Annotated in this window: 14 protein-coding genes; 8 read left to right on the plus strand and 6 right to left on the minus strand. The window is 66.2% G+C overall.

Annotation, left to right across the window (positions count from 1 at the left end; genetic code table 11):
* The first annotated feature begins 11 nt into the window (after nt 1-11).
* Nucleotides 12-515 (plus strand): DUF2505 domain-containing protein, encoded by a 504-nt coding sequence (locus CH266_RS07925; RefSeq protein WP_027498290.1) that lies wholly within the window; start codon nt 12-14, stop codon nt 513-515.
* On the opposite strand, the gene menD is transcribed toward CH266_RS07925, so the two are convergent.
* Nucleotides 512-2,122: a 2-succinyl-5-enolpyruvyl-6-hydroxy-3-cyclohexene-1-carboxylic-acid synthase gene (menD, locus tag CH266_RS07930; RefSeq protein WP_094715059.1), complete on the minus strand. Its 1,611-nt coding sequence runs from the start codon at nt 2,120-2,122 to the stop codon at nt 512-514. The genes CH266_RS07925 and menD overlap by 4 nt on opposite strands.
* Nucleotides 2,123-2,184: 62 nt before the next feature.
* Here menD and CH266_RS07935 point away from each other — a divergent pair, with 62 nt between their 5' ends.
* Genes CH266_RS07935 through CH266_RS07950 form a run of 4 tightly spaced genes read left to right on the plus strand, consistent with a single transcriptional unit; the run spans nt 2,185 to nt 6,150 of the window.
* Complete coding sequence (locus tag CH266_RS07935; protein ID WP_032365245.1) at nt 2,185-2,772, plus strand: flavin reductase family protein; 588 nt, start codon at nt 2,185-2,187, stop codon at nt 2,770-2,772.
* Nucleotides 2,769-3,833, plus strand: a complete 1,065-nt coding sequence (locus CH266_RS07940; RefSeq protein WP_032381386.1) for an AbrB family transcriptional regulator — start codon at nt 2,769-2,771, stop codon at nt 3,831-3,833. Before CH266_RS07935 ends, CH266_RS07940 begins: the two co-directional genes overlap by 4 nt.
* A gap of 48 nt (nt 3,834-3,881) precedes the next feature.
* Nucleotides 3,882-4,730 (plus strand): siderophore-interacting protein, encoded by an 849-nt coding sequence (locus CH266_RS07945; protein WP_094715060.1) that lies wholly within the window; start codon nt 3,882-3,884, stop codon nt 4,728-4,730.
* 22 nt (nt 4,731-4,752) lie between these two features.
* Entirely contained in the window at nt 4,753-6,150 is a 1,398-nt protein-coding gene (locus CH266_RS07950) for a DUF2252 domain-containing protein (RefSeq protein WP_176457036.1), read from the plus strand.
* 84 nt (nt 6,151-6,234) lie between these two features.
* On the opposite strand, the gene CH266_RS07955 is transcribed toward CH266_RS07950, so the two are convergent.
* Genes CH266_RS07955 through CH266_RS07965 form a run of 3 tightly spaced genes read right to left on the minus strand, consistent with a single transcriptional unit; the run spans nt 6,235 to nt 8,343 of the window.
* Nucleotides 6,235-6,678, minus strand: coding sequence for a DUF6918 family protein (locus CH266_RS07955; RefSeq protein WP_027498296.1), 444 nt, complete (start codon nt 6,676-6,678; stop codon nt 6,235-6,237).
* 52 nt (nt 6,679-6,730) lie between these two features.
* Nucleotides 6,731-7,702 carry an o-succinylbenzoate synthase gene (locus tag CH266_RS07960; protein WP_032375579.1) on the minus strand — a complete coding sequence of 324 codons (972 nt, stop codon included), beginning with the start codon at nt 7,700-7,702 and terminating at the stop codon, nt 6,731-6,733.
* Nucleotides 7,699-8,343: a PaaI family thioesterase gene (locus CH266_RS07965; protein WP_027498298.1), complete on the minus strand. Its 645-nt coding sequence runs from the start codon at nt 8,341-8,343 to the stop codon at nt 7,699-7,701. The genes CH266_RS07960 and CH266_RS07965 overlap by 4 nt, the downstream gene beginning before the upstream one ends.
* A gap of 68 nt (nt 8,344-8,411) precedes the next feature.
* Here CH266_RS07965 and CH266_RS07970 point away from each other — a divergent pair, with 68 nt between their 5' ends.
* The 3 genes from CH266_RS07970 to CH266_RS07980 all read left to right on the plus strand — a co-directional run bounded on the left by CH266_RS07970 (nt 8,412) and on the right by CH266_RS07980 (nt 10,915).
* On the plus strand, nt 8,412-9,305 hold the full coding sequence (locus CH266_RS07970) for a 1,4-dihydroxy-2-naphthoyl-CoA synthase (RefSeq protein ID WP_032390594.1): 894 nt from the start codon (nt 8,412-8,414) through the stop codon (nt 9,303-9,305).
* A gap of 6 nt (nt 9,306-9,311) precedes the next feature.
* Nucleotides 9,312-10,433: a GGDEF domain-containing protein gene (locus CH266_RS07975; RefSeq protein ID WP_255175866.1), complete on the plus strand. Its 1,122-nt coding sequence runs from the start codon at nt 9,312-9,314 to the stop codon at nt 10,431-10,433.
* 101 nt (nt 10,434-10,534) lie between these two features.
* Entirely contained in the window at nt 10,535-10,915 is a 381-nt protein-coding gene (locus tag CH266_RS07980; RefSeq protein WP_094715061.1) for a VOC family protein, read from the plus strand.
* Here CH266_RS07980 and CH266_RS07985 read toward each other — a convergent pair.
* Together CH266_RS07985 and CH266_RS07990 are read right to left on the minus strand one after the other, a co-directional pair.
* Nucleotides 10,912-12,183: a sensor domain-containing phosphodiesterase gene (locus CH266_RS07985; protein WP_027498302.1), complete on the minus strand. Its 1,272-nt coding sequence runs from the start codon at nt 12,181-12,183 to the stop codon at nt 10,912-10,914. The genes CH266_RS07980 and CH266_RS07985 overlap by 4 nt on opposite strands.
* A gap of 105 nt (nt 12,184-12,288) precedes the next feature.
* Entirely contained in the window at nt 12,289-13,617 is a 1,329-nt protein-coding gene (locus tag CH266_RS07990) for a hypothetical protein (protein WP_255175867.1), read from the minus strand.
* Between the last annotated feature and the right edge of the window lie 109 nt (nt 13,618-13,726).

Genomic DNA, 13,726 nt, shown 5'->3' on the forward strand with positions numbered 1-13,726 from the left:
CCTCTGTGCTCATGTCGCGCAGCTTCGAGTTCACCGTCGAATCGTCCAATCCGCCCGCTGACGTGCACGCCGCACTCACCAGTGAAGACCAGTGGGCCGCTCGCTTCGCCAAGGCGAAGAAGACGGACGGGTACGAGATGACCAAGCACGACGACGGCGGCTTGACCGTGGACATCACCGAGGAGGTCGGCACGTCCGAACTGCCCGGGTTCGTCACGAAAGTCATCAAGGGCAAGCTGATCGTCTCGCGTACCGACCACTGGGGTCCGCTCGAAGGCGACCACGCCGAGGGCACGCTGGTCGGCGGCACCACGGGTCTACCCGCGAAAGTGAACGGCACCCTCTCGCTTCGCCCCGACGGCACCGGAGCGAAACTGGTCGTCAAGGGTGAGTCGACGGTCAAGATTCCGCTCGTCGGCGGCAAGATCGAAGACCTGATCAACAAGATGATCAAGGACATGATCGATCAGGAAACCGGCGAAACACTCGAATGGGTTGCTGCGCAACAGAATTAGAGACGGGCCCGGATCGCTGCGTGTAGGTCGCGCAGCCCGGACCGTTCCGTGGTCACTTCCAGCACCCTGATTCCCGTGGCATGGCCGGTGAGTTCGGTGGCCAGATCGGCCAAGTCGACCAGGTGGTGCTCCACGCGGTAGGCCCCGCACAACGCTCCCAGGTCCATTCCGTGCGGTGTTCCGAACACCCGCTCGAACACACCCGCGTACTGCGGGTCGCCCTGTTCGAGAAGCTCGAAGATGCCGCCGCCGTCGTCGTTGGCAACGACGATCGTCAGATCGTCCGGACGCGGCTCGCCGGTGCCGATGAGCAGACCGGCCGCGTCGTGCAGGAACGTCAGATCTCCCAGAAGCGCCACGGTGCGGCGCTTTCCGGCCATCGCCGCACCGATGGCCGTCGAGACGGTGCCGTCGATGCCGGCCACGCCACGATTGGACAGAACCTTCACGCCCGGGATCGGAGTGGAGACCAGGGCCGCATCGCGCACGGGGTTGGAGGCTCCGAGCACCAGCTGATCTCCGGGCTGCAATGCCGACATCACCGCGTCGGCAACGTGCAGCCCCGTCAGCTTGGGATGCTCTCGAAGTTGTTGGTGCACAGCCTTTTCGGCGCGTTCCGATACGGCAGCGCATCGTGCGATCCACGCGGGATCGGGTGCGCCGGTGGTCACGGCACGCGTGCCGGTGGCCAGTACGTTGCCCGAGACGTCGGGCCAACGCGGGCCGGTGGTGAGCGCGATGACGTCCACCGCCGGATCCGCGAGCAGCGCCGACACCTGACGGTGCAGTGTCGGACGACCGGTGATGACGGCTTGACGCGGCTTCAACTGCGCAAGAGCCAAGGGATGCAACGCAATTCCGTGCAGTGGCGCTGTCGGCTCGGCAACGGTCGGCAGCCCGGCGAGCTCAGGACGAACGGCTCCGCCGTGCCCGGACACGACGACGGTGTCGACCGACAGATCGAGTTCGACCGGCACGTCGAGGGTCGCCTGGGTGGTCGAGGTCCACGGCATCCCGTCGGGACGTCCTTCGGGCCGGGCCCCCGGATCGCCGATCGCAGGCACCAACGGTTCACGCAGTGGAATGTCGAAGTGCACCGGTCCGGCGTTGCCCGAGCGCGCACCCCGCGCAGCAGCGATGACCCGCGAGACCGCGCTGCGCCACTGACTGTTCTGCTTGGGTCCTTCCTCGGCGAGCCCGAGGCTGATCGTCGCGCGGACCTGCGACCCGAACAGGCCCAACTGCTCGATGGTCTGGTTGGCACCGGTGCCGAGCATCTCGTACGGCCGGTTGGCACTGATGACGATCAGCGGGATCCGGGCGTAGTTCGCTTCGAGCACCGCGGGCCCGAGGTTCGCCACCGCCGTTCCCGACGTCATCACCACCGGGACCGGTTGCCCGCTACCCAGGCTCAGTCCGATCGCCAGGAATCCGGCGGTCCGCTCGTCGATCCGCATGTGCAGTCGTAACCGGCCGGCCGCGTCGGCTTCCTGCAGAGCGAAGGCCAACGGGGCGTTGCGCGAGCCGGGACAGAGCACGACGTCTTCGATCCCGCTGCGCGCCAGTTCGTCGACGACTGCAGTGGCCTGAGCGGTGGACGGATTCACAGTTTCCAGAGTGTCAGATGCTCCGGTCGGCCGCCGCAACCGGGCTTTGACAGTATTGAGACGTGCGTACAGTCTTCCGGCCCGACGAGGTCTCCTCCCGCCGCTTCTACCAGCTACTGACCGCGTCGGTGGTCCCCAGGCCCATCGCCTGGATCTCCACGGTCTCGGCCGACGGTGTGGCGAACCTCGCGCCCTACAGCTTCTTCACCGTCTCGTCCGTGGAACCGCCGGTCGTCCAGTTCACGTCCGTGACCCGCAAAGACAGTCTGCGCAACATCGAGGCCACCGGCGAGTTCGTCGTCAATCTGGCCACGGCACCGTTGGTCGATCAGGTCAACGGCAGCTCGGCGAGCTTCGAGCACGGCGTCAGCGAGTTCGAGGCCGTCGGCATCGAGAGCGAACCCAGTGCGATCGTCACGCCGCCGCGGGTAGCTGCCGCCCCGATCGCCATCGAAGCCACGCTGCACCGCGTCGTCGAGGTGGGAAACTGCTTCGTCGTCATGGGTAGCGTCGTCGCAGTGTCCGTTCGACCTGAATTTCTCGCCGAGGACGGCCTGCCCGAGTTCGAGACCATCGCTCCGCTCAGTCGACTCGGCCGTACCGAGTGGGGACTGCCGCCCGAGGTTCGCGAGATCGAGCGACCTTCTTGATTCGCTGGCTGCTGCTGGTTCTCGTCACGGTCGCACTGACCGTCGGGGCCGATGCACTCGGTGTGCCGTCGGCTGCGTTGTTCGTTGCACTGTTGGTGGCGATCGTGTTCGCGCTCGCCGGGTGGGCTCCGACGACCGGAACCGAGCGAGCGCCGCTCCCCCGCAGACTCGGCATGGCGGCGCAGGCAATCCTCGGCGTCGAGATCGGCACGCTCGTGCAGAGCGACACTCTGAGCTCGCTGGGCGATACCTGGCTGCCGGTACTGCTGGCATGCATCGGCACCCTGTTGCTGTCGATCGCGGCCGGCGCACTGTTGGGCCTTCGTAAAGACATCGATTCACTGACCGGCTCCTTGGCGCTGGTCGCAGGCGGAGCCTCGGGACTGGTGGCGATCACCCAGGAGTTGGGCGGCGACGAACGCGTGGTCGCGGTGGTGCAATACCTGCGCGTCGTGCTGGTGACCACGACGCTGCCGCTGGTCGCAACCCTGGTGTTCGACGCCCAACCCGGACAATCGTCGGTCACCGCCGACGTGCACGAGGCGCTGTGGATCGATCTTGCGTTCGTCCTGATCTGCGGCGTCATCGGGGTGATGCTGGCCAAGGCGATACGGCTGCCCGCCCCCGCCCTGCTCGGCCCGCTGATGATCGCCACGCTCGCCGACGTGCTCGGCGTCTCGTTCGACGCGTCCGTCCCGACGCTGCTGCTGTGGGCGGCGTACATCGTCATCGGCTGGCAGGCCGGACTGCGGTTCACCGTCGCCAGCTTGAAGTCGATCTCGCGGGTCCTGCCCGCATCGCTGATGTTGATCATCGCCGTCACCGTCTGCTGCGCGATGCTCGGCCTGTGGCTGGCGTCCGCGACGGGGACGAGCGGCTACGAGGGCTACCTCGCGACCACTCCCGGCGGGGTGTACGCCGTGCTGGCCATCGCCGCGTCGACCGGGGCGAACGTCACCTTCGTCGTGGCCGCCCAGGTGATCCGCGTGTTCATGATGCTGTTCGCAGTACCCGTCGGAGCCAAGGTGGTCCAGCGCTACCGGCGCGGTCGGCCCGAGTGAGAGAGCGACGCACCCCATCGCAGCTTAGGGTCGGCTAACCTGTGCGGCATGGGTAAGTACCTCAAACCGGAGAACCCCGCGTTCTACCGCCTGACCGTGCTCGGGAGCGACCGAATCAGCCCCAGCTTCATCCGGGTGACCCTCGGCGGCGATTCGTTGTCGAACTTCCGCTACATGGGCTACGACCACTGGTTTCGCCTGTTCCTGCCGCAGCCGGGCCAGGACGAGCCGCGCATCCCCAGCGCCACCTCGATGCTCTGGTACGCCCAGTATCTGACGTTCTCCAAAGACACCAAGCCGGCGGTCCGCAACTACACGGTCAGCCGATACCGCGCTGCGGGAGAGGGCACGTACGGCGACGGCCCGGAGCTGGATGTGGACTTCGTGGTGCACGGCGAAGTAGATGGTGGCGGCGGAACCGGTGGTCACAGTGGCCCGGCGTCGTCGTGGGCTACCAGGGCGGTCCCAGGCGATCGCGTCGCGATCTTCGACGAAGGCCGCATCTACACGTTCGAGGGACAATCGAGCTGGCAGTTGCTCGTCGGCGACGAGAGTGCTGCCCCGGCGATTCTCGGCATTCTGCGGTCGTTGCCGGCCGACGTTCGGGTCAAGGCCTTCGTCGAAGTGCCCACCGAGGCCGACATCCAGAAGCAGGACGTGCACGCAGGCGTCGAGATCGAATGGATCGTGCGCCCCAACACCCTGGCCAAGCCGGGCGAGGCCGCGTTGGCCGCGGTGCAGAAAGCCGAGCTTCCGGACGGCGATCCGTTCGTCTACGTGGCCGGGGAACAGGGGCTGGCGACGGGCCTACGTAGATACCTGGTGAACGAGCGTTCCGTACCCAAGTCTCGGATCTGCTTCACCGGATACTGGAAGTTCGGTAAAGCAGCCCCGTAGCCCTCGATTAGTGTGACTTCACATGCCCGGCTCCGGAAAAGGTCATACCGTCGTCACCGACTCGGTTGCAGTCGACAGCGCGCCGTACGCATCGTTGCGTGCGCGGCCACTCCCCCGAGCGGAACGATACGAGCTGGGTCGACGCCTGCGCGACAAGGTCCCGATCGCATCGCTGGGCGACTGGACACCGCCGCCGGATCGCCCGGACCCGGTGCATCAGATCGAGTACTCGCACCAGGGCCGGATCGAATGGCTCATACCCACGCGCCTCGAGCGCATGGTCGAATCCCCGTACGGCTTCCTGCGCGGGACGGCCATCGTTATGGCCCGTGACGTCGCGATGCTGCCGTCCACCGGCATCAACCCGGTGATCAGCGGCGACGCCCACCTCGGAAACTTCGGGTTCTACGCCTCCCCCGAACGCGACCTCGTCATCGACCTCAACGACTTCGACGAAGCGCACCCGGGTGCCTGGGAATGGGATCTACGACGCCTCGCCGCGAGCATCTGGGTGGCCGGCCGACAGAACGGACGCAGCGAGGATCGGTGCCGCGATGCCGTCGCCGCCTGCGTGTCCGCGTATCGAATCGAGGTCGCGCGCCTCGCCGACGAACCGCTGATGTCGCGGTCGTTCCAACGGCTGACGGCCGAGAAACTGCAACGGGACGCCACCGCGGGATCGTTGCGCAAGGAGATCAAACGCGCCACCAAGAAAGCGCGTCGCCGCACCAGTGACCGCGTCCTGCCGCGATTCACCGAGGAACACGAGGGCACTCGCAGGATCGTCGAGGAGCCGCCGATCACCACCCGAATCTCGGCCGAGGACGAGGAGTTGCTGGCCGTCGGACTGGACGAATACCTGGGCACTCTCACCCCGCATTGGCGTCGGGTACTGGGGGGATACACGTTGATCGACGTCGCGCATCGCGTCGTCGGAGTCGGCAGTGTCGGGCTCCGGGCGTACGTGGCACTGCTCGAAGGCACCAGCGCGGACGACGTGGTGTTCCTGCAGCTCAAGCAGGCCAGACGGTCGGTGCTCGCCCCGTATGTGCACGGCGAATCGGCCTGGCACGACCATCAGGGACAACGCGTGGTGGAGTACCAGCAGGATCTGCAGACGGTCAGCGATCCACTGCTGGGGTGGTGCACGATCGCCGGACGGCAGTACTACGTGCGGCAGTTCCGCAACATGAAGGGGACGATCGATCTCTCGTCGATCGATGCACCCGCGCTGGTGGACTATGCGCGGGTGGTGGGGCGACTGCTCGCGAAGGGACACGCTCGCACCAGCGGCGCGTCGATGATCTCGGGATACACGGGCGATTCCGATGAACTCGACGTCGCACTGTGCCGCTTCGCGCGGCTCTACGCCGACCAAACCGAGGCCGATTGGGAGCGTTTGAGCGCTACGCGCATGTGAGTGTGGAGCCCTCGGGTCGTTCCGCGGGCTCCACTCCCACCTCGTAGCCTGCTACGAGTTTCCACTCACATGCGGCGAAGCCGCTCAGGCGTGCTTGGCGACCAGATCGCCGACGCGCGGCAGTGCCTCGGTGACGTTCTTCTTCGCCGAGCCACGCAGGCTGCCGTAGAACTTCTTGACGACGGACTTGTCCGTCTCCTCGATGCGCGCATCGGTGACCGAGAGCAGAGCGTCGGACGCGGCATCTCCGTTGGCGGCGAGATACTCACCGAACGTGCCCTGCGGGGCAGCGTTGTACGACTGCCAGAACGGATCGAGCTTGTCGACGAAATCGGGCCACAGAGCCGAGACCGCATTGTCGATGTAGGACGGACCGACCTTCTTCACTGCGCCGTAGCCCCCCTTGACCGCGAGGCCACTCGCGCCCTTCTTGTCGGCTACCTCGGCGTCGATCAATGCCAATACGTCGACGCGCAGAGCGTCGGCCTTCGACTCGTCGAGCAGCGAATCCTTCAGTGCAGCAACCACTTCGAACTTCCTCCCAGATGTGTCGGCGGCCCCACGCGGACCGGGCGCAACACTACCGCAGCAGTGCGTGGCAGCGTCGCACTCGCTCGATCCACCACTGGGTGCGCTCGGCGTCGGCACCGAGTTCGATCAACGCGTGCGGATCCGGCTCGACGCTCTGGACCGGATACGTTCCGTCGACCACCTCGGGTGCCGGTGCGACGTCGCGAACGAACAGGCTGCCCGTCCCCAGTCCGCAGGCGAATTCGAGATGCGGCAGCGCGGCGGCAGCGGCGAGCCCGGAGGCGATGCCCACAGCCGAATCGAGTGCACTCGACACGACCACCGGCACGCCGTACTCCCCCAGTTCGCCGGCCAGTTCGAGCAGTGCGCGCATGCCGCCGAGCGGAGCGACCTTGAGTACCGCGATGTCCGCGCCGCCGGCCCGCACGACCTTCATCGGGTCCTCGGCCCGACGGATGCTCTCGTCCGCGGCCACCCGTACTCCCGGAGCCCGGCGGCGCAGCTCGACGAGCTCGGCAACCGTGGCGCACGGCTGCTCCGCGTATTCGAGTGGCCCGTCCGCAGTGAGAGCAGCCAACGCAGTGACTGCCTCGTCGACGGTCCAGCCCCCGTTGGCGTCGATCCGCACTCGCGGCACCAGCTCGCGCACCGCACGAACGCGAGCCACGTCGTCGGCCAGGCTCTGCCCCTTCTCGGCCACTTTCACCTTCGCCGTTTCGGCCCCGGGTGAGCGGCTCAGCACGCCCGCCACATCGGAGGCGTCGACCGCGGGCACGGTCGCGTTGACCGCGATGCGTCGACGCACCGCATTCGGTGGGCCCTCCCACGCGGCCTCGATCGCCGACGCCAACCACGGGGCGGACTCGACGTCGTCGTACTCGGGGAACGGAGAGAATTCACCCCACCCACCGGGACCACGAATCAACATCACCTCACGGGTGGTGATCCCACGGAACTTCGTCCGCATCGGCATCGAGAGCACGTGCGCACCGTCGAGCAGATCGTCGATCGGGGGAATCATTGCTGCCCCGGGAGCAACTGCACCATCAATGCCTCGCAGTCGGCGAGCAGGTTGCCGTCCAGATCCGTCAGCCTCGCGCTGATGAACGTCTTACGACCCTCCACCTTGTCCACGGCACCCTCGACGACCAACTCGGTGTTCAGTGGGGTCACCTTGCGGTAGTTGATGTGGAGATATGCGGTCCGGCTGATGGGCCGACCGTACGCATGTTGGATCAGGCCGAAGAGGTCGTCGAACAGCAGCGGAAGGGTGCCGCCGTGCGCGGCGGCGTTGCCACCGAGGTGGAAGCGACGGAACATGCCACGGCTACGGACGCCGTCGGCTGCGAATTTCTCGATGATCCACGGCGGCAGCAGCAGCGAACCACGGCCCGGCAGAGCAGGTACCCGCCCCGCGGTCTGCTTGCCTTCGGCGACCACGTGCGGCTCCAACAACTCGATCAATTCTCGAGTCTTGCTCGCGGCTGCCTCGGTGACGTCTGCGGGCAACGACGTGGACACCGCGAGATCCTGGACCGTGCGCAATGCCTCGAGCAACTGTCCGTATTCCGGCCCCACCTTCGCCGGAACGAAACGCGGGAAGCCGCCGTGGTGGTCGTAATCGGGGTCGGAACTGCGGTCGAGCTGCATCGGATCGGTCATGACCTGCACGCTAGCTGCATCGCCCGGCCGCAGCGGATTCAGCCCTCGCCACCGTTAAGCTGGCCCACGTGACCTTCACTCCCGCACTGTGGCGTCCCGTTCCCGGCTTCGAAGATCTGACTGACATCACCTATCACCGCCACGTGTCCGACGCGACCGTGCGGGTGGCGTTCGATCGTCCCGAGATTCGCAACGCTTTTCGGCCGCACACCGTCGACGAGCTCTACCGCGCGCTCGAACACGCACGCGTGAGTTCGGACGTGGGAACCGTGCTGCTCACCGGCAACGGGCCGAGCAGCAAAGACGGCGGCTGGGCGTTCTGTTCCGGCGGCGATCAGCGCATTCGCGGACGAAGCGGCTACCAGTATGCGGACGGTGAAACGTCCGAGACGGTCGACAAGGCGCGCGCGGGCCGTCTGCACATTCTCGAAGTGCAGCGGCTGATTCGCTTCATGCCCAAGGTCGTCATCTGCCTCGTCAACGGGTGGGCAGCGGGTGGCGGGCACAGCTTGCACGTGGTGTGCGATCTGACGCTCGCGAGCCGCGAACACGCTCGCTTCAAGCAGACCGACGCCGACGTGGGCAGCTTCGACGGTGGTTACGGCAGTGCGTACCTGGCCAAGATGGTCGGGCAGAAATTCGCCCGAGAGATCTTCTTCCTCGGCGAGACGTACTCGGCCGAGGAAATGCACCGCATGGGCGCGGTGAACAAGGTGGTCGATCACGCCGAACTCGAGAACACCGCCATCGAGTGGGCCGCGAAGATCAACGCCAAGTCGCCGCAGGCACAGCGGATGCTCAAGTACGCCTTCAACCTGCAGGACGACGGTCTCGTCGGCCAGCAGTTGTTCGCCGGTGAAGCCACCCGGCTGGCGTACATGACCGACGAGGCCGTCGAGGGACGCGATGCGTTCCTGGAGAAGCGCGAGCCCGACTGGTCGCCGTTTCCTCGATATTTCTGACGCTTCGTGACCCCGAACTCGCATCACCGCGATCGCGGTACTGCCGCGGGTGCTCTGTGGGCCTGGTTCACGCAGCCGTACGACTACCGCTGGATGGCGGACTTCCAGAACTCGCGGCCCACCGGAAAACTCATCCGATGGGTGATGGCGATCCTGACGCTGAACTACGGCGCTCTGGCGGTGGTGGCCCTCTTCTCCGACGGTGCCACGCGGAACGCCGCGGCAATCGGCTGGAAGGCATTCCTGGTCGTCATGGCGGTGGCGGTCGCGGCCGCGTGGATCGCCAAGCCGTTCCCGGGTCGCCTCGGGGTGGTGGCATTCGCGGTGTTCGCCGATCTGGGCACCGCGTCGTCGATCCTCGTCAACCCGATCGCCGACGCGATCCTGACGTGCGCGCTGTTCGCCGTCATCGGCACCTTCTGCACGTTCTTCGTCAGCCCACGGTGGCTGGTGGCTCACCTGATCTTCTCGGTGGCGTGCACCGTCGCTGCCGCGGCGGCGACATACCGCACCGGCGACGTGGACGTCGCGTCACTGATCTTCCGGACCGACGTGGTGTTGCTCGCGATCGCCGGGGTGCCGCTCACCTCGCATCTGTTGGTCACCGTGTTGACCGACGACGCCCGTAGTTCGTTGCTCGACCCGCTCACCGGGTTGCTGAATCGGCGCGGACTCGAATCGGTGATCCACGATGTCTGGTTGCTCGGCCGCGAGGAGGATCGCTGCTCGGCCGTCGTGGTGGTGGACATCGATCGCTTCAAAGCCGTCAACGACGACTACGGGCACGAGGAGGGAGACGCCGTCATCGTTCGCGTCGCCGAGCGTCTGGGCGTACACATGGGTAGATACGGCGTGATCGCGCGCACCGGCGGCGAGGAATACCTCGCCGTGGTCTCGACGTCGCGCCTGCACATCGATGCGTTGATCCACGGTGTTCGACGAGCCATGCGCGATCCCGACGACGGCGTCGCCGTGACGGTCAGTGTGGGGGCAGCCATCCTGCACGCGAGTTCACCCCTGTGGGAGCAGAACCTCGACCTCGTGACGCGGGCGATGCTGGTGGCGGACTCGATGATGTACGAGGCCAAAGCAGCCGGCGGAAACCGGATCGTCACGACGGTGCTGTGATGCCACTGATCGATGCCATTGATCCGGGTCGTTCCGCAGGCTCCACTCTCGCTGTGACCATCCTGCAGCAGTGATGGTCGGTTGCGTGATATCCATGCGAGGTGGACATCCTCGCTGCACGTACCATCCTGCGCCCGGTCGACTACCGGAAGACCCTCGAGTTCTATCGAGACGGCCTGTCCCTTGGGGTGTGCCGTGAATATCCCGGCGGCACGGTGCTGTTCGCAGGCCAAGGACTGATCGAGATCGCAGCGCACGGCGGCACCGAGGAGCCGGGATCGTTCTCCGGGGCACTGTGGCTGCAGGTTCGCGACATCGATTCTGCCACAGCGGAATTGGAGCAGGCCGGCATTGCGATCGTGCGGGAGGCGACCACCGAACCCTGGGGGCTCATCGAGATGTGGATCGAGGATCCCGACGGAATCCCCATCGTGCTGGTGCAGATTCCGCAGGACCACCCACTCCGCCGGGATACTCGCTAGCCACCCGAGACGGTTCGCAGTACCGCCGACGCCGATTGCGGCCTCGACCACAGATATCCCTGCGCCAGAGTGCATCCGAGATCGAGAGCGGCGTCGGCCTGAGCTCGACTTTCGATCCCCTCGACGATCATCGTCAGCTCCAAATCCTTGGCGACCGAGGCCAACGACTTGATCATCGCCCGACCGGCCACGGTGTCGATGAACCGCGTCAGATGTCCGTCGATCTTGATGCCGTCCGGTTGCAACGTCACCAAGCGTTCGAGAGACGACCAGCCGGAGCCGAAGTCGTCGAGCAGGACGCGGAAACCCAGCCGGTGCACGTCGTCGATGTGCTTGCGCAGCAACGGCCCTGGCGTCACCGACGAGGTCTCGGTGAGTTCGAGCGAAATGGATTTCGGGGACACCTCGGTCGACGCGATCGCGCGTTCGAGTTGGCCGACGCCGTCCGGATGCGCCAGATGACGTCCGGAAATGTTGACGGTCAGCCGCAGGTCCGGTCGGTGTACGTGCCACTTCTTCATCTCCGCGGCTGCCTGCGCGAGCACGCTCAGATCCACGTCGATGATCAGTTCACTCGCCTCGGCGAACGGCACGAAGTCCGCGGGCACCACCAGACCCCGAGTGGGATGGTGCCAGCGCGCCAATGCCTCGAAGCCGACTATCTCCTCTGTCCGTAGGTCCACGATCGACTGGAACCACGGGACGATGTGACCGTCGGCGAGGGAGTCGGCGATGTCGTTGTCGCTGCCGAGTCGGGTGGATCCCGAGCCGACCCGCCGATGCAGATCGAGCTGCTCTTCGAGGACGGACGCGAACTGTTCGAGCTCCTGCATCTGGTCGTTGGAGAGGGGCCTCGAGGTGCGGTCGAGCAAGCACAGAGTGCCGATCACCAGACCTTCTCGTCCGCGAAGCGGAACCGAGGCATAGGACTCGATGCCGTTCTCGTCGAGCAGCGCGCGTTGCCGGGTGGTGGCATCGACCCGGCCGTGGGCGACGACCGCAGGCACTCCCGTGCGCACCACGTCGTCGCACAGGGTGTCGGCCCGCACCACGGTGGACATCGGTGGACCGCCGATGTTGACCAATGTGTACTGGGTGTCCTCGTCCAACACGTTCAGCTGGGCGATAGCGAATCCGACACTGCGTGCCGCGAATTCGACAGTGGAGCGCAACGCGGGTGTGGTTGCTTCCAGATCGAGGTAGCGGCGAGCCGAGTCGCTCTGCCGCCGGGACTGGGAGCGTGCGGTGTCGTGCACCTCACCGTCCACCAGCATCTCCTCGCAGCCGACATCCGGGCACGCTCTCGACCCGGGTGGAACCGAGTTTAACCGTGCACGAACGGCAGACCGCAGGCAAACCCCATCTCGAGCTCGTCACAATGCCGGGAAGCGTGTGTGCAGGAGCCGATGACGCAACACAGCCGCAGCCACCCGTGCGCCTTCGTCGGTTGCGACGCGGTTGTCGGCCGAGCGGAACGCTCCGAGAGCGTCGAGTTCTGCGATCAACGTGTCCGCCAGAGTCTCGGCGTGCTCCGACTCCGGCTCCTCCCCCGCATGGGTCCATCCCTCCGCACGCAACAGTCGAGCCGAATCGTCGGCCGTCGCCTGCGCGTCGGCGATGTCGTTGCCCAGGATCATCCGGGCCAGGAGAACCTCCGCCGCGATCGAGTCGGGGTGGTAGTCGCTGCCGACGATTCCCCCGGTGAGCACGCGCCACAATCCGTCCGAGCTCAGCTGCCGGGTGCGCGTCGTCGGAACCAGCCTGCCTGCGGATCGACGCATCAACCGAAGTCGCATCACCAGGCGCCGGAGAGCGAGAACCTTGTCGGTATCGAGTTCGCGTCCGACGAACTGCGGCCGCTCGGCTACCGGAAAGACGGTGCGAGCGATCCGCGCCACCAGATCGTCCGGCAGATACCCGGCATCGGTCAGCGCCACGCCGTCGCCGATGCACCCGATGAAGCTCTCGAGTCTGCGCACGCACCCGTACACCGGCTCGACCGCCTCGTGCAGCGCCTCGCGCAAGCCCAGGTAGAGCTCGGCGCGTGGAGCGCTGTAACTGCTCCACAATTCGATGCGGTGGTCGAGAAGTTGTTCGAGCAGAACGTCGTCGGTGTCGTTCTTGCCCAGATCCGAGGTCAGCACCGCGTCGGTCACGCCGCGGCGACGCGTCGCCCGTGCGGTGACTCCCAGCGGCCTGCCACCGGGCTTCGACGGCTCGAACTCACCGGCGATGGTCGCCACTTCGAGTGTCTCACCGATCTTTTCGACGATGGCCCGCTCGACCCCGGTCGGAGCGTCCTGCCACGTCACCAACTCGGTGTCGACTGCTCCGATACCGGATTGCTCGGTGGCGGCGCGGTACTGCTGCAGCCAGATCGCATCGTCGGTGGCACGTACGAGCTCGTCCGTCACGCCGCTGCGCGCGATCTCCGCATACGCGACGCGTCCCAGCCGCTCGAGCAGATCCCCGAGCGCTCGGGCGATGTCGACGGCCCGATCGGGGCCCTCGGCCGCGTGGCGCAGATAGATCCACAGAAACGTCTGTACGGAATGCTGTGTCGGTCCCGCAGGCGGCGACACCGCGGCCAGTCCGTCCCACCCGAGCCGGGCGTCGGCGGCAAGAGCCGGATCGACGGAATCGAAGTACGACAGGGCGGCCGACACCGCATCATCCATACCCGATCCCTTCACGTCGTCCACTGTTCCACAATGCTTCGACCGGAGGAGACCACCGCCGTGCGCTACGCCACAGACGAAGTGGACATATAAGGCAAAAAGGTGAACTGAAGGTGAACTGGAGACGACTTCG

The sequence above is a fragment of the Rhodococcus sp. 06-1474-1B genome, assembly GCF_002258885.1.
GTDB lineage: Bacteria > Actinomycetota > Actinomycetes > Mycobacteriales > Mycobacteriaceae > Rhodococcoides > Rhodococcoides fascians.

Excerpts from the sequence above, each read along its gene's own strand:
- CH266_RS07960 (WP_032375579.1), bottom strand. The coding sequence starts at position 7,702 with ATGATTCCCCCGATCGACGATCTGCTCGACGGTGCGCACGTGCTCTCG.
- CH266_RS07965 (WP_027498298.1), bottom strand. The coding sequence starts at position 8,343 with ATGACCGATCCGATGCAGCTCGACCGCAGTTCCGACCCCGATTACGAC.
- CH266_RS07950 (WP_176457036.1), top strand. The coding sequence starts at position 4,753 with ATGCCCGGCTCCGGAAAAGGTCATACCGTCGTCACCGACTCGGTTGCA.
- CH266_RS07925 (WP_027498290.1), top strand. The coding sequence starts at position 12 with ATGTCGCGCAGCTTCGAGTTCACCGTCGAATCGTCCAATCCGCCCGCT.
- CH266_RS07945 (WP_094715060.1), top strand. The coding sequence starts at position 3,882 with ATGGGTAAGTACCTCAAACCGGAGAACCCCGCGTTCTACCGCCTGACC.